We start from the raw sequence: 25214 nt of genomic DNA, 5'->3' as shown, positions 1-25214 counted from the left end.
AATGCGTATTACTTCGGTGTTCTTCAAACAGGTCGTCGCCGGGTTCACGGTCCTGTTGGCGTTGACGGTACTTCTCGGCATCGGGTACCCGGCTGCGGTGTGGGCGGTCAGCCGGATCGGGTCCGATTCGGCGGAAGGCTCACCCATCCGCGATGCCTCGGGATGTGTTGTCGGCAGCTCGCTCATCGGCGTCGACACCACTGTCGCAGACGGACAACCCGATCCGTATTTCCACACGCGCGTCACGGGGTCGGTCGCCGATGACGACGCCTTTGCCGCGGGCGACCCCTCCGCCGCTCTCCCTCTGAACCAGGGTCCGAGCAGTGACACTCTCGCGTCGTTCATCGAGCAACGTCGCGCTGCGATCGCCGAGCGTGAGAACGTCGATCCGGCGGCGGTGCCCGTCGACGCGGTGACGGGTTCGGGTTCGGGTATCGACCCGGACATCAGCCCGGCGTATGCAGAGCTTCAGGTCGCCCGCGTGGCGGCAGCAACAGGGAAATCACAGGACGAGGTGCGCACGCTGGTCGCGGAGAACACCGACGGTCGGCAGCTCGGTTTCCTCGGACAATCGGTGGTGAACGTCGCCACGCTTAACGTCGACCTGGGACTGACTGCACCCGACTGCTCGACCACGGGTGGATGATGAGCAGGTGAGCATGCACGCCGACGCCGCAGACGAACGCACGACTCCGGGGGGCAGGGGAGAACTGCGTATCTATCTCGGCGCGGCGCCGGGCGTGGGAAAGACGTTCGCGATGCTCGGCGAGGCGCACCGTCGCCAGTCCCGCGGGTGTGACGTCGTCGCCGGTGTCGTCGAGACTCACGGACGCACTCGAACGGCAGAGATGCTGGACGGCATCGCGGTACTGGCGCCGAAAATGGTCGAGTATCGCGGAGCCTCGGTGCCCGAACTCGACGTCGACGGCGTCTTGGCCAGAATGCCGGAATTGGTGCTCGTCGACGAACTGGCCCACACGAACACTCCGGGCAGTCGTAACGCCAAGCGCTGGCAGGATGTCGAGGAGTTTCTGGCCGCCGGGATCGACGTGGTGTCGACTCTGAACGTGCAGCACCTCGAGAGTCTCAACGACGTGGTCCAGCGCATTACCGGTGTGGTGCAACGGGAGACGGTTCCCGACGCCATCGTGCGGGCCGCAGCCCAGGTCGAGCTGGTCGACATCACCCCGGAAGCGTTGCGGCGCAGGCTGTCACACGGGAACGTCTACGCGCCCGAGAAGGTCGACGCAGCGCTCAGCAACTTCTTCCGACGGGGTAATCTCACTGCGCTGCGGGAGCTGGCACTGCTGTGGCTGGCCGATCAGGTCGACGCGGCGCTGGCCCGCTACCGTGCGGACAACGCCATCAAGGACACGTGGGAAGCACGAGAACGTCTCGTTGTCGCGGTGACCGGCGGTCCCGAATCCGAGACGCTGCTGCGCCGGGCGAGCCGAATCGCCGCCAAGTCCAGCGCGGAACTGATGGTGCTGCATGTGGTCCGAGGCGACGGACTCTCCGGTGTCTCCGCCTCGCACATGGGCAAGGTCCGTACCCTGGCCACCGCGCTCGGTGCCTCCGTGCACAGCGTCGTCGGCGACGATGTTCCGGCGACGCTTCTCGAGTTCGCGCGGGGCGTCAACGCGACACAGCTGGTGCTCGGGACGTCACGTCGCTCGCGGTGGGCCCGCATCTTCGACGAGGGCATCGGATCGTCGGTGGTGCAGCATTCCGGCAAGATCGACGTGCACATGGTCACTCACGAGGAGGCGCGCCGCGGAATCAGACGCACTGCCGCGCCGGCGTTGCGACGCCCGTTGGCGTGGGCCGCGTCGGTCGTGGTTCCTGCACTTGCGGCCGCGATCATCTCGCTGTTCGACGATTCCCTCGAACTCGGCGGTGAGAGCGCCCTGTTCTTCGTGGTGGTGCTGGCGGTGTCCCTGCTCGGCGGTGTCGCTCCGGCCGCGCTGTCGGCACTGTTCTCGGCTCTGCTGTTGAACTACTTCTTCACCGATCCGCGCTACAGCTTCACCATCGCCGAACCGGACAACTTCGTGACGACAGTGGTGCTGCTCGTCGTCGCCGTGGCGGTGGCCGTGCTCGTCGACGCGGCCGCCCGGCGGGCACGGGACGCCCGCAGCGCGTCGCAACAGGCGGAACTGCTGGCGCTGTTCGCCGGATCGGTGCTGCGTGGAGCCGACCTGCCCGCTCTGCTCGAGCGGGTGCGCGAGACGTACGGGCAGCGCGCCGTGGCGGTGCTGCGCTCGGGGCACGGCGTCGTCAGTGCAGTGGGGGAGAACCCGCCCACGAGCGTGGACGCCGCCGACACCGCGGTGGAGGTGGGCGACGAGGAGTACGCCCTCGTCCTCGCGGGGCACCGCACCCGCGCGACCGACCGGCGTGTCCTCACGGCGGTCGCCAATCAGGCGGTCGGCTTGATCCGCCAGAGCGAACTGGCCGCGGAGGCGAGCACCGCCGCGGCCGCCGTCGAGTCGGACACACTGCGGCGGGCACTGCTGTCCGCCGTGGGACACGACCTGAGGACGCCGCTGGCCGCGGTCAAGGCCGCCGCCTCGAGTCTGCGCAGCGAGGACGTCACCTTCTCGCCCGAGGACACCGCGGAGTTGCTGGCGACGGTCGAGGAGTCGGCGGATCAGCTCACCGCGCTGGTGGAGAACCTGCTCGACTCCTCGCGCCTGGCCGCCGGCGTGGTGCGGCCGGTGTCGGCGCGTGTGTTCCTCGACGAGGTGGTGCACCGCGCCTCGGCCTCCGTCGGTCCGGCGCGGTCCCGCCTGCAGGTGGAGGTGGGGGATCTGTCGGTGCTGGCGGACGAGGGTCTGCTGGAGCGAGTGGTGGCGAATCTGATCGACAACGCTGTGCGGTACGCACCCCACGGCGAGATCCGCGTGTCCGCTCGTGTGGACGACGACCGCGTCCGGCTCGCCGTGGCCGACCACGGGCCCGGTATCGCGGACGGCTCGGAGGAGACCGTCTTCGACGCGTTCCAGCGGCTCGGGGATCGCGACAACACCACCGGCGTCGGCCTCGGACTGTCCGTGGTGCGCGGCTTCGTCGAGGCCATGCACGGCACGGTGTCGACGCAGCGCACCGTCGGCGGCGGGCTGACCGTCACCGTCGACCTGCCGGCGGCGTCGTGACCGAGGACGGGGGAACGACCGAGACGCCGCGGCCGGGACCGCCGCCCACCCGTGTCCTCGTCGTCGACGACGAGCCGCAGTTGCTGCGGGCGCTGCGCATCAATCTCGGGGTGCGGGGCTACGACGTGTCGACGGCGTCGACCGGAGCGGGAGCTCTGCGCGCCGCCGCCGAGAGGCATCCGGACGTGATCGTCCTCGACCTGGGTCTGCCGGATCTCGACGGCCTGGAGGTGCTCGCCGGACTTCGCGGGTGGACCACCGTGCCCGTGATCGTGCTGTCCGCCCGTTCGGACTCCGGCGACAAGGTCGACGCGCTGGACGCGGGTGCGGACGACTACGTGACCAAGCCGTTCGGCATGGACGAGTTCCTCGCCCGGCTGCGCGTCGCGGTTCGGCGCGCCGCACGCACGGCGGACGGCGACGGCGAGGCGGTCGTCGTGACCGACTCGTTCACCGTGGATCTGGCCGCGAGATCGGTGACGCGCGACGGGCAGCCGGTCCACCTCACCCCCACCGAGTGGGGCATGCTCGAGATGCTGGTGCGGCACCGCGGCAAGCTGGTCGGACAGCGAGAACTGCTGCGCGAGGTGTGGGGTCCGGCGTACGAGACCGAGACCCACTATCTCCGGGTGTATCTCGGTCAGCTGCGGCGCAAACTCGAGCCCGATCCGGCGCATCCACGCCACCTGCTGACCGAGGCCGGCATGGGGTATCGCTTCCGAAGCTGATGCGCCTCACCGCCGGCGGCCCACCGCTCCGATAGGTTGGCCGGTGTGCTGGTCGACGGAAGAGACATCCCGGTCACCGGGAGCGTCCTGCAACCGTTGACCCGGCGAACGAGCGACATCCTGCGGGTCGTGACCGCGGCGATCGTCCTGGGGGCGATCGTCGTCGGTTCGTTGGTGACCCGCAACGAGTGGACAGCGCTGGAGCGCTCGATCTCCGACATCGTCGGCGTGCTCACCCCGAGCCAGTCCAATGCCGTCTATCTCGTGTACGGCGTCGCCATTCTGGCTCTTCCGTTCACCGTGCTCGCCGGACTGGTGGCGGCACGCCGCTGGCGGCTGCTCGCGGGTTACGTCGCTGCGGCCGTGGTGGCCGCACTGGCGTTGTCGGTCAGTGGCAGCGGGATCTCCGCGCCGAAGTGGCACATCGACGAATCGACGCGCCTGGACACCCTGCTCTCGCAGATCCTCGACGATCCGCGCTGGATCGCCATCGTCGCGGCCGTGCTCACCGTCTCCGGCCCGGGGCTGCCGATCCGCTGGAAGCGGACGTGGTGGGTGCTGCTGCTGGCTTTCGTCCCGATCCATCTGCTCATCAGCACCGTCGTCCCCGCGCGCTCGCTGCTCGGTCTCGCCGTGGGGTGGCTCGCCGGATCGCTCGTGATCTGGGTGGTGGGCACCCCGGCACTCGAGGTGCCGCTCGCCGAGGCCGTCCGTGCCCTGAAGCGCCGGGGAGTCGACATCGCCGGGTTCGTCGTTCTGCGCCCGGCGGGTTCGGGTCCCCTGGTGCTCTCGGGACGGATCGGGCCGGTGGGCCACGACGTCGTCGTCGAGCTGTTCGGTCCCAATCAGCGCAGCCGCGGCGCCCTGCGTCTGCTGCGCCGACTGGTGACTCTGCGGTCGTCGGAGAGCCCGCCCCTGCACGCCTCACAGCGCCGCGCGGTGGAGCATCGCGCGTTGATGGGCATCGCGCTGAACGACCTGGGCGTGGCGGCCTGTGTCCCGACGGCGGTGTCGGCCCTCGAGCGTGGCTGGGTCCTGTACGCCCACAGCGTTCCCCGCGGTCGGCGCGTGGACCCCGAGCGTCCGGAGGATGCGCACGCACTGTGGCGGACTCTGGGAGTGCTGCGCTCCCGGCAGATCTCGCACGGAGACCTCCGGGTCGACGACATCCGGATCGACGAGGACGGCACCGCGTTGCTCGGTGGCTTCGACACCGCGGAACTCGGCGCGTCGCAGGCCCAGTTGCACTCGGACGCCGCGCAGCTGATGCTGACCACCGCATCGCTGTACGGGCCCGACGTCGCCGTCGACGCCGCGATCGACAGGCTCGGCCCGGCGGACGTTCTCACCGCCTCACGCCGGCTGACGCCGTCCGCTATCCCGACCCGCGTGCGCCGGGCGGTGCACGACGCCAAGGGGGTGCTCACGGCGACGCGGGACACGGTGCTGGCCCGGACCGGGACCTCGGCGATCGCCACCGAGCAGGTGACGCGGTTCTCGCGTAACCAGGTCGTGCAGTTGGTCCTGCTCATCGCGCTGGTCTACGTCGCGTATCCGTTCATCAGTCAGGTCCCGACCTTCGCCTCCGAGCTGGCCTCGATCAACTGGTGGTGGGCACTGCTCGGTCTCGCGATCTCCGCCGCGACCTATTTCGGAGCGGCCGCGGCGCTGTGGGCGTGCGCCTCGGGCGCCGTGGGTTTCCTGAACACGACGATCATGCAGGTGGCCAACACGTTCGCGGCGACGACGACTCCGGCGGGTGTCGGCGGACTGGCGCTGAGCGTCCGCTTCCTGCAGAAGGGCGGTTTGACGCTCACGCGCTCGACCGCCGCGGTAGCTCTGCAGCAACTGGTGCAGGTGATCTCGCACGTGACGCTGCTCGTGGTGTTCAGCGTCGCGGCGGGCCAGTCCGCCGACCTGTCCCGCTTCGTCCCGAGCGCCACGATCCTGTACCTCATCGCCGGTGTCGCGTTCGGCGCCCTCGGCGCCGTCCTGTTCGTGCCCACCCTGCGGCGCTTCCTGCGCACCGCGGTGCGGCCTCAGCTCGCGGAGGTCTACTCGGACCTCTCGGAGCTCGTGCGGCATCCGGCACGCTTCACCGTCATCGTGCTGGGCTGCGCCGCAACCACTCTCGGTGCTGCCTTCGCGCTGTGGGTGAGCATCGAGGCGTTCGGCGGGGGAACCACCTTCATCACGGTCACCATCGTCACGATGATCGGTGGGACGCTCGCCTCCGCAGCCCCGACGCCGGGTGGCATCGGCGCCGTGGAAGCCGCTCTCATCGGCGGTCTGGCGGCGTTCGGGTTGCCCGCCACCATCGCGGTGCCGTCCGTTCTGCTCTATCGCGTGCTCACGTGCTGGATCCCGGTGTTCCTCGGCTGGCCGATCATGCGGTGGTTGGCGCGCAAGGACATGATCTGACGTCCTCCCACTAACATCGCGATCATGACTGAACTGTGGGTCGATCGCACCGGGACACGTCGTTACACCGGCAAGAGTTCGCGCGGTGCCGAAGTGCTCATCGGGTCCGAGGACGTCGAGGGTGTCTTCACTCCCGGTGAGCTGCTCAAGATCGCTCTCGCGGCATGCACGGGCATGAGCTCCGATCGTCCCCTCGCCCGCCGGCTCGGTGACGACTACGACGCGACCGTCCGGGTGTCGGGCGTCGCCGATCGTGACGAGGAGCGCTACCCGCGGCTCGAGGAGGTGCTGACGGTCGACCTCAGCGCCCTCGATCCGGAGGCCAGGGAACGGTTGCTCACCGTCGTCACCAAGGCCGTCGACAAGGTGTGCACGGTGGGGCGCACGTTGAAGGCGGGCACCGAGGTGGACCTCCGTATCGAGGTCGAGGAGTGACGGCAGTCGACCTCGAACGGCTGAGCGCGTGGGTCCACGGCAGTGTCCAGGGCGTCGGTTTCCGCTGGTGGACGCGGTCGCGCGCGTTGGAACTCGGGCTCGTCGGATCAGCGACCAACACGTCCGACGGCCGGGTGCACGTGGTTGCCGAGGGAGATCGAGCTGATCTCGAGGCGCTGCTCGCCGCTCTGCGATCGGGTGACACCCCGGGCTCGGTGACCACCGTGGTGGACAACTGGGAATCCGCTCGCGGCGGACTCGACGGGTTCGTCGAACGCTGAGAGAGCAGGGCTGGGTAGTCTGAACCGCCATGCACCTCAAGAGTCTGACGCTGAAGGGCTTCAAGTCCTTCGCCTCGGCGACGACTCTGCGTTTCGAGCCCGGTATCACCTGCGTCGTCGGCCCCAACGGGTCCGGCAAGTCGAACGTCGTGGACGCCCTGACGTGGGTCATGGGGGAGCAGGGCGCGAAGGCGCTGCGCGGCGGCAAGATGGAGGACGTCATCTTCGCCGGCACGTCCGGCCGTGCCCCGCTGGGCCGGGCCGAGGTGACGCTGACCATCGACAACAGCGACGGCGCGCTGCCGATCGATTACTCCGAGGTCTCGATCACCCGCCGCATGTTCCGCGACGGTGCCGGCGAGTACGAGATCAACGGCAGCTCCTGCCGACTGATGGACGTCCAGGAACTGCTCAGCGACTCGGGTATCGGCCGTGAGATGCACGTCATCGTCGGTCAGGGTCGACTCGCCGCCATTCTCGAGTCGCGGCCGGAGGACCGTCGCGCCTTCATCGAGGAGGCCGCCGGCGTCCTCAAGCACCGCAAGCGCAAAGAGAAGGCCGTCCGCAAGCTCGACTCCATGCAGGCCAACCTCGCGCGTCTGACGGACCTCACCACCGAACTGCGTCGGCAGCTCAAGCCCCTGGGCCGACAGGCCGAGGTGGCCCGGCGCGCGCAGACCGTGCAGGCGGACCTCCGCGACGCGCGCCTGCGCATCGCCGCCGACGATCTGGTGACACGCCGGACCGAACTGGCGGAACAGTCGCACGACGAGACGAAGGCTCGCGAGGAGTACGCCGCTGTCCAGGACGCGTTGGCCGAGGGCGAGGCGGTGCTGGCCGAGGGCGAGCAGGACCTTGCGCGACTCACCCCGAGCGCGGAGGCGGCGGCGCAGACGTGGTTCCAGCTGTCCGCTCTCGCCGAGCGTGTCGGCGCCACCGTGCGCATCGCGACCGAGCGGGCACGTCACCTCGGTGACGAGCCGGAGGACCGCCGCGGTCCCGACCCGGACGAGCTCGAGCAGCGTGCGGACCGGGTCGCCGAGGAGGAGCTGCAGCTGACCGAGGCGGTGGAGTTCGCGCGCGCCACCCTCGATGCCGCGAGGGAGCAGCTCGCGGAACGGGAAGCGGCTGCGGCGGACGCGGAGCGCGCCCACGCCGCTGCCGTGCGCGCGGTCGCCGACCGCAGGGAGGGCCTCGCGCGGCTCTCCGGTCAGGTGGACGGGCTGCGCGCTCGGGCCGAGTCGTACGACACGGAGGTGGCCCGTCTCGCGACCGCGATCGAGGACGCGAGGCACCGCGGCGACGCCGCACAGGCCGAGTTCGACATCGTCCAGGAGAAGGTCGGCGAACTCGACGCCGGTGAGGCGGGACTGGACTCGCAGCACGAGAATGCTGTCGAGGCACTGGCCATCGCCGACGCCCGCGTCGCGGAACTGCAGACGGGAGAACGGGAGTCGAGCCAGCGAGTGGCATCGCTGCGCGCCCGGATCGACGCTCTCACGATGAACCTGGAACGCGGCGACGGCGGTGCGTGGCTGGGGGAGAAGCAACAGCACGGCGTCGTCGGCAGGTTGGGCGATCACCTCACCGTGCGGCCGGGGTACGAGGTGGCTGTGGCCGTGGCGCTGGGAGCCGCGGCCGACGCCGTGGTGGTCTCGTCGGTCGAGAACGCCCGCGAGGCGGTGTCGGCGCTCAAGAGCGAGGACGCCGGCCGCGCGGCGATCGTCTACCCCACGGGCGCGGCGTCCGAGGAGCGGACGATCGGCTCCGGCACCTCGATCCTGTCGGTGATCGAGGCGTCCGAGTCGGCGCGCGGCGCGCTCGCCTCGTTGTTGGCGGGCACCAGCGTCGTCGACACGCTGGAGGAGGCCACCGCCCTGGTCGAGGACAGCGCCGACGTGCGCGTCGTGACACGCGGCGGCGACCTGGTGGGGCGCGGGTGGATCACCGGTGGGTCGGACCGCCGACCCAGCACGCTCGAGGTGCAGGCGGCCATCGACGAGTCGGTGACCGAACTGGCGACGACGGAGCGTCGGACCGAGGAACTCGCCGCGGCGCTGTCCGGGGCGCTCGCCGAACAGGCGGACCGCCGGGAGGCCGCCGATCAGGCGTTGGCCGCGCTCACGGAGTCCGACGCCGCGATGTCCGCGGTGTACGAGCAACTCGGCCGACTGGGCCAGGTCGCCCGTGTCGCGCATGCCGAGTCGACCCGGCTGCAGTCCCAGCGCGAACGGGCCGAGCATCAGCGGGACGAGGCGGTGACCGCGCTCGCCGAACTGGAGGAGCGCGTGCGCCGGGCCGAGGACGACCAGGGCGGCGACGCCGACGGGGACGGTGAGGCGGAGGAGTGGGCGCGGGCCCGCGAGGACGCTGCCGCAGCGGTCACCGAGGTGCGCTCCGTGGAGGTCGAGGCCAGATTGTCCCTACGCACCGCCGAGGAGCGCGCCGACTCGGTCCGCGGCAAGGCCGACCAGCTCCGTCGGCAGGCACGGATGGAACGAGAAGGCCGTGCGCGGGCCGAGCGGGCACGGGCACGCCGCGTGCAGTCCGCTGCGGTGGCCGCCGCGGTCGCCGAGGCCGGGACTCGTGTCGCCGGACGGCTGGAGCGCGTCGTGGCGGACGCTGCCGTGCGCCGCGACGAACTGGCTCGCCGTCGTTCCGACCGAGCTGCCGAGCTGGACCGAACGCGGGAACAGGTTCGCGCCCTCGCCGCGCGCGCCACGCAGTTGACCGACGCGGTGCACCGCGACGAGGTGGCCAAGGCGCAGGCGGTGCTCCGCATCGAGCAGCTCGAACAGAACGTGGTGGAGCAGTTCTCCATCGCGCCCGACGACCTGATCGCCGAGTACGGACCCGACGTCACGCTGCCGCCGACCGACCTCGAGATGGCGGAGTACGAGCAGGCGAAGGAACGCGGCGAGCAGGTGGTGGCCCCGGCCCCGATGCCGTTCGACCGCGCGGAGCAGGAGCGCCGGGTCAAGCGTGCGGAGAAGGACCTCGCGACGCTGGGCAAGGTCAACCCGCTGGCTCTCGAGGAGTTCGCCGCCCTGGAGGAGCGCTACAACTTCCTGTCCACCCAGCTCGAGGACGTGAAGTCGGCGCGCAAGGATCTGTTGGGCGTGGTCGCGGACGTCGACGCCCGCATCCTGCAGGTGTTCACCGAGGCCTACGCCGACGTCGAGCGCGAGTTCGTCGGCGTCTTCGCCAAGCTCTTCCCGGGCGGTGAGGGCCGACTGGTACTGACCGACCCCTCGGACATGCTCACCACCGGCATCGAGGTCGAGGCCCGTCCGCCGGGCAAGAAGGTCAAGAGGTTGTCGCTGCTGTCCGGCGGCGAGAAGTCGCTCACCGCGGTCGCGATGCTCGTCGCCATCTTCCGGGCCCGGCCGTCCCCGTTCTACGTCATGGACGAGGTCGAGGCGGCGCTGGACGACACGAACCTCCGTCGCCTCATCGGCCTGTTCGAGCAGCTGCGGGAGAAGTCGCAGCTCATCGTCATCACGCACCAGAAACCCACCATGGAGGTGGCCGACGCGCTGTACGGCGTGAGCATGCGCGGCGACGGCATCACGACGGTGATCTCGCAGCGGTTGCCCAAGCGTGCCGTCCTCGAGCCCGCGGGGGAGGTGGCGACTCCCGAGCCACCGTCCTGACAGGATGGTCGACGTGACTACCGAACTGTGGATCGTCGTGGCGGCCGTCCTCGCACTGCTCGTCGTCGTTCTCGTCGTCGGGTTGGTGTTGCAGCGTCGTCGCCGCATCTCCCTGGCCCGTCCGGACACCACCGAGCAGGTCCGCGAGGTCGACCGATCGGGTGGCTACAAGGCCGGGACCGGATTCGACTTCTCGCAGGGCACGGCGGCTCCGCCCGCGCCGGCGCCCCGGAAGCCGATCCCCGAACCCACCCTCGAGCGCACCGACACCGACGATCAGCCGCGGGTCGGTGACGACGCTTCGGTTCCTCGCGACGCGCCCAAGCGGGGCATCACCGACATCTCGCTGCCCGACCCGGTGCTCGACGAGCCCGCTCCGGCCACGGAGGCACCGCCTGTCGAGACCCCGCCCGTGGTCGTCCCTCCGGTGGAGGAGGAGACGCCCGCAGAACCGGCGAGCTCCGCTCCGGTGCTCGACGAGATCGAGCCGACGTCGGGCCGCCTGACCAAGCTGCGTGGTCGACTGTCTCGGTCGCAGAACGCCGTGGGCCGGTCGTTGCTCGGACTGCTCGGTGGCGGCGACCTCGACGAGGACTCGTGGGAGGAGGTCGAGGACACCCTCCTCGTCGCCGACCTGGGGAGTGCGGCGACCGCCGAGATCGTCGCGACGCTGCGTGAACAGATGGCCGTGCGCAACGTGCGGACGGAGCCCGAGGCCCGCGCCCTGCTGCGCGAGGTGCTGATCGAGCAGCTCACCCCGTCGTTCGACCGCTCGATCCGTGCGCTGCCGCACGGTGACCGGCCGTCGGTCCTGCTCGTCGTCGGCGTCAACGGCACCGGCAAGACCACGACGACCGGCAAGCTCGCCCGCGTCCTGGTGGCGGACGGTCGTCGGGTCGTGCTGGGCGCGGCCGACACCTTCCGCGCCGCGGCGGCCGACCAGCTGCAGACGTGGGCCGAGCGCGTGGGCGCCGAGGTGGTGCGCGGCAAGGAGGGCGCCGATCCGGCCGCCGTCGCGTTCGACGCTGTGACGCGCGGGATCGCCGACGGAGTCGATGCCGTGCTCATCGACACGGCGGGCCGACTGCACACCAAGACCGGACTGATGGACGAGCTGGGCAAGGTCAAGCGCGTCATCGAGAAGAAGGCGCCCGTCGACGACGTCCTGCTCGTGCTCGACGCGACCATCGGTCAGAACGGTCTCGCGCAGGCCCGGGTCTTCGCTCAGGTCGTCGACATCACCGGCGTCGTGCTGACCAAGCTGGACGGCACCGCCAAGGGCGGCATCGTGTTCCAGGTGCAGCGTGAACTCGGTGTCCCGGTGAAGCTCGTGGGCCTCGGTGAGGGCGCCGACGACCTCGCTCCGTTCGAGCCCGGCGCGTTCGTCGACGCTCTTCTCGGCTGACCGCGAGCTCCGCTCGGGCCGCCGAGAATTCGACTCTCGTCGAGTCCTCGGCGGCCGAATCGGGTGAAAAGACCGAGACGCAACACGGTCGCAACATGATTCGGCTGTGCGTTCACACCGACGAAACACCGCAGTGTCGTCGCCGAAACGTCGAGTGAGCACCCTTCTCCTCAGGTCGTCAGCCGCCATCGGCTGGGGCGAGGAAGAAGGAGGAGGCTCAAGGTGGATTTTCCCACTATCGGTGCGCCCGACACCGGTGACACCGCATGGATGCTGACAAGCGCGGCATTCGTGTTGCTCATGGTTCCGGGTCTTGCGTTCTTCTACGGCGGCATGGTCCGCGCGAAGAGCGTGCTGAACATGATCATGATGAGCATCAGCGCGATGGGCGTCGTCGGCGTTCTCTGGGTGCTGTACGGCTACTCGGTCACCTTCGGCGAGGACAAGGGCAACCTGATCGGTGACCCGTTCCAGTACTTCGGGCTCAAGGGCCTGATCGGCGGAACGTACCTCGCCTCCGAGGACGAGGCCGGTGTGCTCACCGATGCCGCGATCCCGCTCGTCGGCACCATTCCCGCGACCGTGTTCGTCTCCTTCCAGGCCATGTTCGCGATCCTGACGGTCGCGCTGATCTCCGGCGCTGTCGCGGACCGCATGCGCTTCGGTCCGTGGCTGCTGTTCGCCGGACTGTGGGCGACCCTCGTCTACTTCCCGGTCGCGCACTGGGTCTTCTCCTTCGACGAGGTCACCACCACGACCGGTGGCTGGATCGCCAACAAGCTCGCGGCGGTCGACTTCGCCGGCGGTACCGCCGTCCACATCAACGCGGGTGCCGCGGGTCTGGTGCTCGCCGTCATCCTGGGCAAGCGCAAGGGATGGCCGGGTACTCCGTTCCGCCCCCACAACCTGCCGTTCGTCATGCTGGGTGCCGGCCTCCTCTGGTTCGGTTGGTTCGGCTTCAACGCCGGTTCCGCCGTCGGCTCCAACGGCATCGCCGGTGCCACCTTCGTCACCACCATCGCGGCCACGGCCGCAGCCATGCTGGCCTGGCTCCTCACGGAGCGCATCCGTGACGGGCACGCGACGAGTCTCGGTGGTGCGTCGGGCATCGTCGCCGGACTCGTGGCGATCACCCCGGCCTGCTCCTCGGTCAACATCCTCGGTGCACTCGTCATCGGCGTCGTCGCCGGTGTGCTCTGCGCACTGGCCGTCGGCCTGAAGTTCAAGTTCGGTTTCGACGACTCGCTCGACGTCGTCGGCGTCCACCTCGTCGGCGGTCTGGTGGGCACGCTGCTCGTCGGACTGGTCGCCACCTCCGAGGCACCGGCCGGTGTCGAGGGGCTGTTCTACGGCGGCGGATTCGACCAGCTGTGGCGTCAGGCAGTCGGTGCCGGTGCGGTGCTGCTCTACTCTCTGGTGGGTACGACCATCGTCGCGCTCATCGTCAAGTACACCGTGGGCCTCCGGATCGACGACGATGGTGAATCCATGGGAGCCGACGAATCGGAACATGCCGAGACCGCCTACGACTTTGCGGCACTCGGTGGGTCAACACTGGGACGTGTTCCCAGCAAGGAGGCGTGAGACATGAAGTTGATCACTGCAATCGTCAAGCCGTTCACTCTCGAGGACGTCAAGACGGCTCTCGAGCAGGCAGGCGTTCTCGGTATGACCGTGAGCGAGGTACAGGGGTACGGCCGACAGAAGGGCCACACCGAGGTCTACCGCGGTGCCGAGTACTCCGTGGACTTCGTTCCCAAGGTGCGCGTCGAGGTCGTCGTGGACGATGCGGCCGTGGACAAGGTCGTCGAGGTGATCGTCGAGGCAGCCCGCACCGGCAAGATCGGTGACGGCAAGGTCTGGGTCTCGCCCGTGGAGGCAGTCGTGCGCGTGCGCACCGGCGAGCGTGGCTCCGACGCTCTGTAGTTCCCGTCAGTCCGGCCGCGGATCCGCCTCGTTCGACGGGGCGGATCCGCGGCCGATCTGTTTCTCGGCGACACGACACCAGAAGGAGTGAGCCCCGTGGGAGGTTCCGAAGCAGCGGCGGATCTCGTCCGAGCGCGCGAGCAACTGCTCGCCGGCCAGGGCCGGAATCGACGACTGGACGCGACGGCGCTGCGCCAGGCGCTCGTCGATCTCCACGAGTTCTGGCTGACCACCAAGGGTTCCGAGGTGGGTATCAAGCCGGACAGCGGATTCGCCATCGTCGCCGTCGGCGGGCTGGGTCGTCGCGAGATGCTGCCGTACTCGGACCTGGACCTGGTGCTGTTGCACGACGATCTCGATCCCGCGCTCGTCAGCGGTGTGGCCGACCAACTCTGGTACCCGCTGTGGGACGCGCACATCAAGCTCGATCACAGTGTCCGCACGGTTCCGCAGGCTCTGGACGTGGCCGCCCACGACATGACCGCGGCCCTCGGTCTGCTCGACGCCCGACACATCGTGGGCGACGCCGAACTCAGTTCGATGTTGATCGACGGGATCCGGCGTCAGTGGCGCATCGGGATCCGCGATCGGTTCGACGAATTGCACGCGCTGACCCGCACTCGCTGGGGGCGTAGCGGCGAGATCGCCCACCGGGCCGAGCCCGATCTCAAGAGTGGACGCGGCGGACTGCGCGACGTGCAGCTGCTCGACGCGCTCTCCATCGCGCAGCTCACCGACGCGATGCCGGGCCTCGGGCCCGAATCACCGGGCGGTGGACTGGATTTCGCTCACCGGCGGATCCTCGATGTCCGTACCGAGCTGCACCGGGTGGCGGGCCGTGCCCGTGATCAGCTGCGAGCGCAGGACGCGGACGAGATCGCCGCCGCGCTCCGCATCGGTGATCGCTTCGATCTTGCACGCGTACTGAGTGATTCGGCGCGCACCATCGTCTACTCGACGGACGTGGGCCTGCGTACCGCCGGGAATGCCATACCGCGACGCGGACTCTCGCGGCTCCGCCGGGTACCTGTGCGTCGGCCCCTGGACGAGGGGGTCGTCGAGCACGCCGGCGAGGTGGTGTTGGCGCGGGACGCCCGCCCCAACAAGGATCCGGGACTGATCATGCGTGTCGCGGCGGCCTCCGCGGTGACCGGGATGCCGATGTCCGCGTCGACCCTGGGTCGGCTGTCCGACAGTGCACCGGAACTGCGCGAGCCGTGGCCGAAGGAGGCACTGAACGACCTGCTGGTGGTCCTCGGCTCCGGCCGCCGCGCCATCGACGCGATCGAGGCTCTGGACCGGACGGGCCTGTGGGGGCGTCTGCTTCCCGAGTGGGGGGCGGTGCGCGACCTCCCGCCGCGCGACGCCGTGCACACCTGGACGGTGGATCGCCATCTCGTCGAGACCGCCGCGCACGCGAGTGGTTTCACCACCCGGGTCGCGAGGCCGGACCTGCTGGTCCTCGGCGCACTGCTGCACGACATCGGCAAGGGCCGCGGGGGAGACCACAGCATCGTCGGCGCGGATCTGGCCACGCAGGTGGGCAAGCGGCTCGGTCTGTGGCCGTCGGACGTCCGGCTGCTCGAGGCGATGGTGCGCCACCATCTGCTCCTGCCGGACACCGCGACCCGACGCGACCTGGACGATCCCGCGACGGTGCAGCGGGTGGTCGACGCGCTGGACGGCGATCCGATCCTGCTCGAACTCCTGCACGCGCTGGCCGAGGCGGACTCGCTCGCGACGGGACCCGGTGTCTGGGGGGACTGGAAGTCCTCGCTCATCGGTGAGCTCGTGCGGCGCTGCCGCATGATCATGGCCGGTGAATCGCTGCCGACGCCCGATCCGATCGACGCGGCGCTCGCGGCCCGCGCCGCCGAGGGCGGAGTCGACGTCGATCTGCAGCCGTCGGACAGTCCGCACACGTTCGAGGTGACGGTGACCGCGCCGGACAGGCTCGGCCTGCTGTCCAACGCGTCGGGCGTGCTCGCTCTGGCCGCGCTGCGGGTGCTGTCCGCATCCGTGGTCAGCGCGAACGGGTTCGCGATCAACCGCTTCGTCGTCACGCCCACCTTCGGGGCGCCGCCCCAGCCCGGCCTACTGCGCCAGGAGCTCATCCGGGCACTCGACGGGGACCTCGACCTGCTCGCGCAACTCGACCTCAAGGAGGCCGGGGCACGGATCGCCGCCTCGGACGGCGAACTCGGAACGCTCGACTCGTCGGAGGTGCTGCTGTACGCGCAGGCGCCGCCGCGGGTGCTGTGGTTCGACGGTCCGGACGGCGACTCCGTGATCGTGGAGGTCCGCGCCGAGGATCGGCTCGGGCTGCTGTGCCGGCTCTCGTCCGTCTTCGAGAAGCACGGTGCCGACGTGCGCTGGGCCAAGGTCACCACCCGCGGATCCTCGGTGGTGGACGCGTTCTGCGTCGACACCAGCGGGGCGTCGGAGGGCGGCGCCGGATCGCGGGCACAGCGCGAGGAGCTCGAACGCGCGCTGCTGGCCGTCGTCCCCGCCCTGCGTCCGAAGGAGCCCGAGTCGGACGACTGAGGTACGCGTCGGGCCGGGCCACCGCCGGGTCGATCGACCGTTAGTCTGGTCGACGGAGTCTTCACTTCTCTCGCGATGTTCAGGAGTATCGGTGTTCGAATCACTGTCCGACAGATTGACCGGAAGCCTCAAGGATCTGAGAGGCAAGGGTCGGCTCTCGGGCGCCGACATCGATGCGGTGTGCCGCGAGATCCGCCTGGCACTGCTCGACGCCGACGTCGCGCTGCCGGTCGTGCGCGCTTTCATCACTCGGATCAAGGAGCGCGCGAAGGGCGCCGAGGTCTCCGCTGCTCTCAACCCCGCGCAGCAGGTCGTCAAGATCGTCAACGACGAGCTCGTCGGCATCCTCGGTGGCGAGACCCGGCGGGTGGAGTTCGCGAAGAACCCGCCGACCGTCATCATGCTGGCCGGTCTGCAGGGCTCCGGTAAGACGACACTCGCCGGCAAGCTCGCCAAGTGGCTCAAGGACCAGAACCACACCCCGCTCCTCGTGGCCTGCGACCTCCAGCGCCCCGGTGCGGTGAGTCAGCTCCAGATCGTCGGCGAGCGTGCGGGCGCCGCCGTCTTCGCGCCGCATCCGGGCACGTCGATCGGCGGCGGCGAGAATGCCCTCGGCGTGACCGCGGCCGATCCGGTGGAGGTCGCTCGCGCCGGTGTCGCGGAGGCCAGGGCCAAGCAGTACGACGTCGTCATCGTCGACACCGCGGGCCGTCTCGGTATCGACACCGAGCTCATGGGCCAGGCCGCCGGTATCCGCGACGCGACGAACCCCGACGAGATCCTGTTCGTGCTCGACGCGATGATCGGCCAGGACGCCGTCAGCACGGCGCAGGCCTTCCAGGACGGTGTCGGCTTCACCGGCGTCGTGCTGACCAAGCTCGACGGCGACGCCCGCGGTGGCGCCGCGCTGAGCGTCCGCGAGGTCACCGGTCGACCGATCATGTTCGCGTCGACGGGCGAGAAGCTCGAGGACTTCGAGATCTTCCACCCGGATCGCATGGCGAGCCGCATCCTCGGCATGGGCGACCTGCTCAGCCTCATCGAGCAGGCCGAGACCGTCTTCGACGCGAAGCAGGCGGAGGACACCGCCGCGAAGATCGGGTCCGGCCAGTTGACGCTCGAGGACTTCCTCGAGCAGATGATGGCGATCCGCAAGATGGGACCGATCGGCAACCTGCTCGGCATGCTGCCCGGTGCCGGTCAGATGAAGGACGCCCTCGCGTCGGTGGACGACAAGCAGCTCGACCGCGTGCAGGCCATCATCCGCGGTATGACACCCGCCGAGCGGGCCGATCCGAAGATGATCAACGCCTCCCGTCGTCTGCGCATCGCCAACGGTTCCGGTGTGAAGGTCTCCGACGTCAACCAGCTCGTCGACCGCTTCTTCGAGGCCCGCAAGATGATGGCGTCGATGGCCGGCCGCATGGGCATGCCCGGCGCGCGCAAGCAGGTTCAGCGCAGCAACAAGAAGGGCAAGAAGGGGAAGAAGGGCGGTCGCGGACCCACACCGCCGAAGGGCGTGCGGGGAGGCTTCCCCGGTATGCCGGGCGGAATGCCCGCGGGGATGCCCGATCTGTCCTCGATGCCGAAGGGCCTCGACCAGCTTCCGCCGGGCCTCGAGGGCATCGACCTGTCGCAGCTGAAGCTCCCCAAGAAGTAGGGCGGAGCACGCGGTGCGCATCTCGCCGAGTCTGCATCTGCGCGGCGTCGTGCTGCCCGGCCACGACGAGGTGGACGTCTGGGTGCGAGACGGCCTCGTCTCACTGGATCCGGTTCCCGGTGCCACCACGGTGGCGCGGGGCGGCTGGATCGTTCCGGGTCTCGTCGACGCGCACTGCCATGTCGGTATCACGTACGGCGGCGGGCACGAGGATCACGACGGCACCGTCGAGCAGGCCACCACCGAGCGCGAGGTGGGTGCGCTGCTGCTGCGTGACGCGGGATCGCCCGTCGACACCCGCGCACTCGACGACCACGAGGATCTGCCGCGCATCATCCGCGCGGGTCGGCACATCGCGATGCCCAAGCGCTACATTCCCGGCCTCGCCGTCGATCTCGAGGACGAGTCGCAACTGCCCGAGGCCGTGGCTCAGCAGGCGCGCCTCGGCGACGGGTGGGTCAAGCTGGTCGGCGACTGGATCGACCGCGAGGTCGGCGACCTCGCACCCTTGTGGGACGACGCGGTCCTGCGCCGGGCCATCGACGCCGCCCACGCCGAGGGCGCCCGGGTCACTGCGCACGTCTTCGGCGAGGACGCGCTGCCCGGGCTGATCGGTGCCGGCATCGACTGCATCGAACACGGCACCGGCCTGACCGACGAGACCATCGAGATGATGGTCGAGCACGGAACCGCACTGGTGCCCACGCTCATCAACATCGAGACATTTCCGTCGATCGCCGACTCGGCCACCCGCTACCCGCGCTACGCCGATCACATGCGCGATCTGCACGCCCGAGTGGCGGACACGGTGGGGCGCGCGCACGACGCCGGAGTCCCGATCTACGCGGGCACCGACGCGGGCGGCAGCATCGAGCACGGGCGGGTGGCCGACGAGGTGGCGGCGCTGGTGGGCGTGGGCCTGTCGCCGACCGACGCCCTGGGTGCGGCCAGTTGGACGGCGCGGCGGTGGCTCGGGCGTGCGGGCATCGAGCACGGCGCACCCGCGGATCTGGTGTTCTACTCCACGGACCCACGAACCGGGCCGGACGTCCTGTCGGCGCCGGACGTGGTGGTGTTGCGCGGCCGGATCTGGTGACCGGCGGCTCCGATGGTCAGCGTGCCCGGTAGCGGCGTTCCGGGCGCCCTGCCCGGCCGTACTGCAGACGGACGTCCAGCACGCCGCAGGCCAGATAGTGTTCGAGGTACCGGCGCGCGCTGACTCGCGAGATGCCGACGGCTTCAGCGCATTCCGTGGCCGACAGCTCGGCTCCTCCGGTCATCTGCCCGAGTACCACGCCGCCGGTCTCCGGCGACAGACCCTTGGGCAGCCGGGCGGCGGCGTCCGAAGTCGACTGGTCCGGCCGCGCTGCGGCACCGAACAGCGAATCGACGAGTGACTGATCAGCCTGCCCGGAGGACAGGGCATCGAAGCGCGCGGCGAAGGCGTCCAGCTTGTCGCGCAGCTGCGGATACTCGAAGGGCTTGATCAGGTAGTCCGCGGCGCCGCCGCTCAAGGCATCCGCGACGGTGTCGAGTTCCCTTGCGGCGGTGATCATGATGACGCCGACGGGATTCTTCTCGGCCCGCAAAGCACGGAGCACGTCGAGTCCCGAGGCGTCGGGCAGGTGCACGTCGAGAAGGACGAGGTCCGGGGTCAACTCGGTGATGCTGGTCCGGGCTGCCGCCGCGGAGTGCGCGACACCGACCGCCGTGAAGCCAGGTGTGTGGTCGACGAAGCGGCGGTGGATGTCCGCCACCATGAAGTCGTCGTCCACCACCAGCACCGTGGGCACTCGGGGTACGTCCTCTCTCGTCGGGTCGGGAATGTGCAGAACCTAACCGAGCGGCATGCGGACGCGGAAACGGGCACCGCCGGAATCTGCGTCCTCGATGGTCGCGGTGCCGCCGTGCTGCACGCTGACCAAGCGGACGAGCGCGAGACCGATGCCGCGTCCGCCGGGAACGTCCGTCTTGGACGTCACGCCCCGCGAGAAAATCAACTCGCGCATCTGCGGGGGAACTCCGGGGCCGGAGTCGACGACCTCGACACACAGTTCCGGATCGTCCCGGACGAGCACGGTGATGGAGCGATCGCCGTGGTCGCGGGAGACGTCGAGCGCGTTGTCCACGAGGTTGCCGAGGACGGTGATGACGTCCGTCGACAGCGCCGGATCGAGCGCACCCAGATCCGACTCCGGATCCAACACGAGCCGCACCCCGGCCTCGGCGGCGAGTGACGTCTTCGCGATGAGCAGTGCCGCCACCGCCGGGTCGTGGACGTGCGCCGTGATCGAATCGCTGATCTCCGCGCGGCGGCGGGTGAGCGTGCCCACCAACCGGGTCACGTCGTCGTAGCTGCCCAGCTGTGCCAAGCCGGAGATGGTGTGCAGCTGGTTCGCGAATTCGTGGGTCTGGGCGCGCAGGGTGTCGGTCACACTCTTGTGCGACGTCAGTTGGCTCTGCATCGAGGCGAGTTCGGTGCTGTCACGCATTGTGGTCACGGTGCCGATGTGCTGCCCGCGGTTCTCCGCACGGCGACTGGTGGCACTGCGGCGATTGAGGGCCAGGACCCGCGTCGAGGTGGTGACGACGACGTCCTCGACGTCACCGTCGGACAGAAGTACCTCGCGTATCCCGGCGTCGATGTCGACCTCGGCGACGTGACTCCCGACGACGCTCGGCTGTAGATCCAGCAGGGCGCACGCGCTGTCGTTGATCATCGTGATCCGGCCGTCGTTGCCGACGGCGATGACGCCTTCACGGATGCTGTGCAGCAACGCTTCTCGGTGGTCGGCAAGGCTCGCGATCTCGGTGGTCTCGAGCCCGAGAGTGTGGCGACGGATGCGCCGGGAGAGCAGCCACGATCCCGCGGCGCCGACGCCGGCGCCTATTCCGAGATAGATCAGGAGGCGAGCACCGGAGTCGGACAACAGCATCCACGTCGAGGGATAGTTCTCCGACACGGTGACCACAGCGATCACACCACCGTCGGTGTCGAGGATCGGCACGTGTCCGGCAATGGAAGGGTGGCCCTCCACGTCGACGTCGCCGTACCAGCCGCGGCCGCCGAAGACGTCGCTGTCACCGAGTTCTGCGGCGGATCCGACGCGGGTCGGATCGGTGGACACCAGAACCTCGCCTTCGGTCGAGACGATCTCGGCCAGGGTGGCTCCGGAGAGAGACACCGCGCGGTCGACGTCCGGCGCGAGCACTTGTTCCACCAGCGGCGCGTTCAGCTGCTCCCGCACGATCGGGGTGGAGGCCAGGCTCTCCGCGACGGACAGCATGCGCCCGCCCTGGATGTCCCGGAACTCGGTGGTCGACTGATGAATCGAGATCGCGGCCACGGCCCCCAACACCACGGCGACGACGGCCAGTTGCAACACGAGGAACTGGCCGGCCAGCGACCTGCCGCGCGCGTGCCGGACCAGGGCGGTCCGGGTCGACCGTCGTGACCACAAAGAACTCAACTTTCCTTGGTAACGAATGGGTGACCTGAATCACTGAAACATCCATGATTGCTCTCGATCACAGTCTTACATCACGATCGAGACGAATCGAGGACCGATGCCGAGAAGGCTGACAGCCGTTCTGGCGCTCGTACTCCTGCTGGCGGGGTGCGGCGTCACGCGGGGCGACGAGGGCGAAGGGCTGCACCGCATCCGCATGATGGTGCCCAACAGCCCCGGCGGCGGATACGACCTGACGGCGCGCACGGCCGTGAAGATCATGGAGGACGACGACATCACCGGTCGTGTCGAGGTGTTCAACGTCATCGGCGCCGGTGGCTCTGTCGCCATGGCCCGTCTGATGAACGAGTCGGGTAACGACGACCTCATGATGATGATGGGCCTGGGTGTGGTCGGCGCGGGATACACGAACGGGTCCGCTGCCCGAGTGTCCGACGCGACTCCGCTGGCCAAGGTGGTCGAAGAGCAGGAGGGCATCCTGGTACCCGCCGATTCGCCGTTCACCACGGTGAACGAGCTGGTGGAAGCGTGGCGCGCGAATCCGGGGTCGGTGACGATCGGTGGCGGCTCGTCGCCTGGCGGCCCGGACCACCTGTTCCCGATGGAGACCGCGCAGGCGGTGGGCGTCGATCCCACCGCGGTCAACTACATCTCCTACGACGGCGGCGGCGATCTGCTGACGGCGTTGCTGGGCAACAAGATCACCGCGGGCACGTCGGGTCTGGGGGAGTACGTCGACCAGATCGAGGCGGGCCAGGTCCGTGTTCTCGCCGTCTCGGGAGCGGAGCGCGTTCGCGGGGTCGACGCCCCCACGCTGCGCGAGGCCGGCATCGATCTCGAATTCACCAACTGGCGCGGCATTCTCGCGCCGCCCGGACTCTCCGACGAGGTCCGCGCCGAGATGGTCGAGGCGCTGACAGAGCTGCACGCCACGACGGAATGGAAGGACGCACTGATGACCAACGGCTGGACCGACGCTTTCGAGACGGGACCGGGCTTCGAGCAGTTCCTGCGCGAGCAGGACGAACGGGTCGAGTCGACTCTGACCGAACTGGGGCTGGTGTGACGGCCACGGTGGAACGACCGGACGACGCGGCTGCGCAGAACCGTCCGGACTGGGCGCAGTTCGTCGTCTGCGCGGTCATGCTGGTGGTGGGGATCTTCCTGATCGTCGACGCCCTGTCCCTGACGGCGGAGTTCGCGAAGGTGGACCCGGTGGGCCCCAAGCTGTTCCCGCTCGTCATCGGCGCCGGCCTGCTGGTGTGCTCCGTGCTGCTGGCCATCGCCACCGCGCGCGGCAGCAAGGGCCCCCCCGACGACGGTGAGGACATCGACACGTCCACGCCGGCCGACTGGAAGACGGTGGGACTGCTGGTTGCCCTGTTCGTCGCCACGATCGCACTGGTCGACGTTCTCGGCTGGGTGATCATGGGCGCCGTGCTGTTCGGCGGCGCCGCGACGATCCTGGGCAACAGGCATTGGATCCGCAATCTCGGGATCGGTCTGGTGCTCTCGCTCGTCAGCTTCTACGTGTTCTACGTCGGACTCGGGATCCCGCTGTCCGCAGGCATCCTGGACGGAATTCTCTGATGGACAATCTGAACTGGCTCATGGAGGGGTTCTCCCAGGCTGCGACGCCGATGAACCTGCTCTACGCCTGCATCGGTGTGCTTCTCGGCACCGCCGTGGGAGTGCTCCCCGGAATCGGCCCGGCCATGACGGTCGCGCTGCTGCTCCCCATCACCTACAACGTCAGTCCCAGTGCGGCGTTCATCATGTTCGCCGGCATCTACTACGGCGGTATGTACGGCGGTTCGACGACCTCGATCCTGCTCAACACGCCGGGTGAGTCGTCGTCGGTGATCACGGCCATCGAGGGCAACAAGATGGCGAGAGCGGGTCGAGCTGCACAAGCGCTCGCGACCGCTGCCATCGGGTCGTTCATCGCCGGCTCGATCGGCACGATGCTGCTGGTGCTCTTCGCCCCGATGGTCTCTCGGTTCGCCGTATCCCTGGGTGCGCCGTCCTATCTGGCCATCATGCTGCTGGCCCTCGTCGCCGTGACCGCGGTCCTCGGCTCGTCCAAGCTCCGCGGGTGCATCTCGCTGCTGCTCGGACTGTCCATCGGACTGGTCGGCATCGACTTCCTGACCGGCCAGCCGCGTGCCACATTCGGTATCCCGCAGCTGTCGGACGGCATCGACATCGTCGTGATCGCCGTCGCCGTGTTCGCCCTCGGCGAGGCTCTCTGGGTCGCCGCGCACCTGCGTCGCAAGCCGGCCGAGGTCATTCCCGTCGGGCGTCCGTGGATGGGTAGAAGCGACTGGAAGCGGTCGTGGAAGCCCTGGCTGCGCGGAACCGCGTACGGCTTCCCGTTCGGTGCTCTTCCCGCCGGCGGCGCCGAACTACCGACATTTCTGAGCTACATCACCGAGAAGAAGCTGTCGAAGCATCCCGAGGAATTCGGCAAGGGCGCCATCGAGGGCGTCGCCGGACCCGAGGCCGCCAACAACGCGTCCGCGGCCGGCACCCTGGTCCCGATGCTCTCACTGGGGCTGCCCACCAATGCCACCGCCGCGGTCATGCTCACAGCGTTCGTCTCCTACGGCATCCAGCCCGGCCCTACGCTGTTCGACAAGGAACCGCTGCTGATCTGGACGCTCATCGCCAGCCTCTTCATCGGCAACTTCCTGCTGCTCGTGCTGAACCTGCCGCTCGCGCCGGTGTGGGCCAAGCTCCTGCGTACTCCGCGTCCGTACCTGTACGCCGGCATTCTGTTCTTCGCCGTCCTGGGTGCGTACGCCGTCAACCTGCAGTGGCTCGACCTGGCGATGCTGTTGATCTTCGGCCTGTTGGGGCTGATGATGCGGCGCTTCGGACTCCCCGTGCTCCCGCTGATCATCGGTGTGATCCTCGGACCGCGCATCGAACGTCAGCTCCGCCAGACGCTGCAACTCAACGAAGGCGACTGGAGCGGCATCTTCACCGAGCCCATCGCCGTGGTGGTCTACGCGATCATCGCCGTCCTGTTGATCGCGCCGTTGCTGGCCCGTCTCGTCCGACCCCGTGTGTCCGCCACCGCGGACCGGGAACTTCAGAAGGAGAACGCATGATCGTCGTCGGCTACACCCCGGACAAGTATGGCCGAGCCGCCCTCGAGCACGGCATCGCCGAGGCGAAGGCGCACGGCACCGAGGTGACCGTGGTCAACGCCTCGAAGGGCGATGCGCTGGCCGACCCGCACTTCGCCGACTCCGCGGCGGTGGACCAGTTGCAGAGCACGCTCGAGTCGTCCGGCGTGCCCTTCACCGTCGAGCAGGACACCACCACCGATCCGGTCGAGGCTCTGCTCACCGCGATGGAGAAGCCCGACGCCGACGTCCTGGTCATCGGCATCCGGCACCGCACTCCGGTGGGCAAGCTGTTGATGGGCAGCACCGCGCAGCGGATCCTGCTCACGTGCCCCAAGCCGGTGCTGGCGGTGAAGCCGGAGGACTGACGGGCGGGTCCCCGGGGACGGGAAGGCCGAGGATTAT

19 protein-coding genes are annotated in these 25214 nt (G+C 69.2%); 17 read left to right on the top strand and 2 right to left on the bottom strand.

Annotated features, from left to right (window positions below; translation table 11 throughout):
* Position 1: 1 nt before the first annotated feature.
* The 13 genes from ASG69_RS12455 (at position 2) to ASG69_RS12395 (ending at position 19304) form a co-directional block, all read left to right on the top strand.
* Positions 2-646 (top strand): potassium-transporting ATPase subunit C, encoded by a 645-nt coding sequence (locus tag ASG69_RS12455; protein ID WP_027504982.1) that lies wholly within the window; start codon positions 2-4, stop codon positions 644-646.
* A 13-nt stretch (positions 647-659) separates the two neighbouring features.
* The gene (locus ASG69_RS12450; RefSeq protein ID WP_056445354.1) at positions 660-3155 is read left to right on the top strand and encodes a sensor histidine kinase; all 2496 of its coding nucleotides are present in this window, start codon (positions 660-662) and stop codon (positions 3153-3155) included.
* Entirely contained in the window at positions 3152-3883 is a 732-nt protein-coding gene (locus ASG69_RS12445; protein ID WP_056445084.1) for a response regulator, read from the top strand. The genes ASG69_RS12450 and ASG69_RS12445 overlap by 4 nt, the downstream gene beginning before the upstream one ends.
* Positions 3884-3928: 45 nt before the next feature.
* Positions 3929-6304: a lysylphosphatidylglycerol synthase transmembrane domain-containing protein gene (locus ASG69_RS12440; RefSeq protein ID WP_056445081.1), complete on the top strand. Its 2376-nt coding sequence runs from the start codon at positions 3929-3931 to the stop codon at positions 6302-6304.
* Positions 6305-6328: 24 nt separating this feature from the next.
* Entirely contained in the window at positions 6329-6739 is a 411-nt protein-coding gene (locus ASG69_RS12435; protein ID WP_056445078.1) for an OsmC family protein, read from the top strand.
* A complete protein-coding gene (locus ASG69_RS12430; protein WP_027505005.1) occupies positions 6736-7020 on the top strand; it encodes an acylphosphatase in 285 nt (94 codons plus the stop codon). Before ASG69_RS12435 ends, ASG69_RS12430 begins: the two co-directional genes overlap by 4 nt.
* Positions 7021-7049: 29 nt before the next feature.
* The gene (gene smc / locus ASG69_RS12425) at positions 7050-10673 is read left to right on the top strand and encodes a chromosome segregation protein SMC (RefSeq protein ID WP_056445076.1); all 3624 of its coding nucleotides are present in this window, start codon (positions 7050-7052) and stop codon (positions 10671-10673) included.
* Between the two features lie 4 nt (positions 10674-10677).
* Complete coding sequence (gene ftsY / locus ASG69_RS12420) at positions 10678-12078, top strand: signal recognition particle-docking protein FtsY (protein ID WP_056445072.1); 1401 nt, start codon at positions 10678-10680, stop codon at positions 12076-12078.
* Between the two features lie 222 nt (positions 12079-12300).
* Positions 12301-13662 (top strand): ammonium transporter, encoded by a 1362-nt coding sequence (locus ASG69_RS12415; RefSeq protein ID WP_027505008.1) that lies wholly within the window; start codon positions 12301-12303, stop codon positions 13660-13662.
* A 3-nt stretch (positions 13663-13665) separates the two neighbouring features.
* On the top strand, positions 13666-14004 hold the full coding sequence (locus ASG69_RS12410) for a P-II family nitrogen regulator (protein ID WP_027505009.1): 339 nt from the start codon (positions 13666-13668) through the stop codon (positions 14002-14004).
* 57 nt (positions 14005-14061) lie between these two features.
* Positions 14062-16548 carry a [protein-PII] uridylyltransferase gene (locus ASG69_RS12405; RefSeq protein WP_056445069.1) on the top strand — a complete coding sequence of 829 codons (2487 nt, stop codon included), beginning with the start codon at positions 14062-14064 and terminating at the stop codon, positions 16546-16548.
* A gap of 91 nt (positions 16549-16639) precedes the next feature.
* Entirely contained in the window at positions 16640-18208 is a 1569-nt protein-coding gene (gene ffh / locus ASG69_RS12400; RefSeq protein ID WP_056445067.1) for a signal recognition particle protein, read from the top strand.
* A 31-nt stretch (positions 18209-18239) separates the two neighbouring features.
* Entirely contained in the window at positions 18240-19304 is a 1065-nt protein-coding gene (locus ASG69_RS12395; RefSeq protein ID WP_056445351.1) for an amidohydrolase family protein, read from the top strand.
* A 16-nt stretch (positions 19305-19320) separates the two neighbouring features.
* Here the strand turns inward: ASG69_RS12395 and ASG69_RS12390 are convergent, their stop codons facing one another.
* Together ASG69_RS12390 and ASG69_RS12385 are read right to left on the bottom strand one after the other, a co-directional pair.
* Complete coding sequence (locus ASG69_RS12390; RefSeq protein ID WP_156380502.1) at positions 19321-20001, bottom strand: response regulator; 681 nt, start codon at positions 19999-20001, stop codon at positions 19321-19323.
* A gap of 42 nt (positions 20002-20043) precedes the next feature.
* Entirely contained in the window at positions 20044-21669 is a 1626-nt protein-coding gene (locus tag ASG69_RS12385) for a sensor histidine kinase (protein WP_197027765.1), read from the bottom strand.
* A gap of 106 nt (positions 21670-21775) precedes the next feature.
* Between ASG69_RS12385 and ASG69_RS12380 the strand changes: the two genes are divergently transcribed.
* Genes ASG69_RS12380 through ASG69_RS12365 form a run of 4 tightly spaced genes read left to right on the top strand, consistent with a single transcriptional unit; the run spans position 21776 to position 25177 of the window.
* Entirely contained in the window at positions 21776-22744 is a 969-nt protein-coding gene (locus tag ASG69_RS12380; protein WP_056445064.1) for a Bug family tripartite tricarboxylate transporter substrate binding protein, read from the top strand.
* The gene (locus ASG69_RS12375; RefSeq protein WP_268788565.1) at positions 22741-23268 is read left to right on the top strand and encodes a tripartite tricarboxylate transporter TctB family protein; all 528 of its coding nucleotides are present in this window, start codon (positions 22741-22743) and stop codon (positions 23266-23268) included. The genes ASG69_RS12380 and ASG69_RS12375 overlap by 4 nt, the downstream gene beginning before the upstream one ends.
* Entirely contained in the window at positions 23268-24791 is a 1524-nt protein-coding gene (locus ASG69_RS12370) for a tripartite tricarboxylate transporter permease (protein WP_051613188.1), read from the top strand. The genes ASG69_RS12375 and ASG69_RS12370 overlap by 1 nt, the downstream gene beginning before the upstream one ends.
* Positions 24788-25177: a universal stress protein gene (locus tag ASG69_RS12365; RefSeq protein ID WP_027505017.1), complete on the top strand. Its 390-nt coding sequence runs from the start codon at positions 24788-24790 to the stop codon at positions 25175-25177. The genes ASG69_RS12370 and ASG69_RS12365 overlap by 4 nt, the downstream gene beginning before the upstream one ends.
* Positions 25178-25214 lie beyond the last annotated feature (37 nt).

Source organism: Rhodococcus sp. Leaf225 (assembly GCF_001426145.1).
GTDB lineage: Bacteria > Actinomycetota > Actinomycetes > Mycobacteriales > Mycobacteriaceae > Rhodococcoides.
Note: the sequence above shows the minus strand (reverse complement) of the source record. Positions and strands in the feature narration are given on the sequence as shown.

Excerpts from the sequence above, each read along its gene's own strand:
- ASG69_RS12455 (WP_027504982.1), top strand. The coding sequence starts at position 2 with ATGCGTATTACTTCGGTGTTCTTCAAACAGGTCGTCGCCGGGTTCACG.
- ASG69_RS12450 (WP_056445354.1), top strand. The coding sequence starts at position 660 with ATGCACGCCGACGCCGCAGACGAACGCACGACTCCGGGGGGCAGGGGA.
- ASG69_RS12435 (WP_056445078.1), top strand. The coding sequence starts at position 6,329 with ATGACTGAACTGTGGGTCGATCGCACCGGGACACGTCGTTACACCGGC.
- smc (WP_056445076.1), top strand. The coding sequence starts at position 7,050 with ATGCACCTCAAGAGTCTGACGCTGAAGGGCTTCAAGTCCTTCGCCTCG.
- ftsY (WP_056445072.1), top strand. The coding sequence starts at position 10,678 with ATGGTCGACGTGACTACCGAACTGTGGATCGTCGTGGCGGCCGTCCTC.
- ASG69_RS12410 (WP_027505009.1), top strand. The coding sequence starts at position 13,666 with ATGAAGTTGATCACTGCAATCGTCAAGCCGTTCACTCTCGAGGACGTC.
- ASG69_RS12380 (WP_056445064.1), top strand. The coding sequence starts at position 21,776 with ATGCCGAGAAGGCTGACAGCCGTTCTGGCGCTCGTACTCCTGCTGGCG.
- ASG69_RS12370 (WP_051613188.1), top strand. The coding sequence starts at position 23,268 with ATGGACAATCTGAACTGGCTCATGGAGGGGTTCTCCCAGGCTGCGACG.
- ASG69_RS12365 (WP_027505017.1), top strand. The coding sequence starts at position 24,788 with ATGATCGTCGTCGGCTACACCCCGGACAAGTATGGCCGAGCCGCCCTC.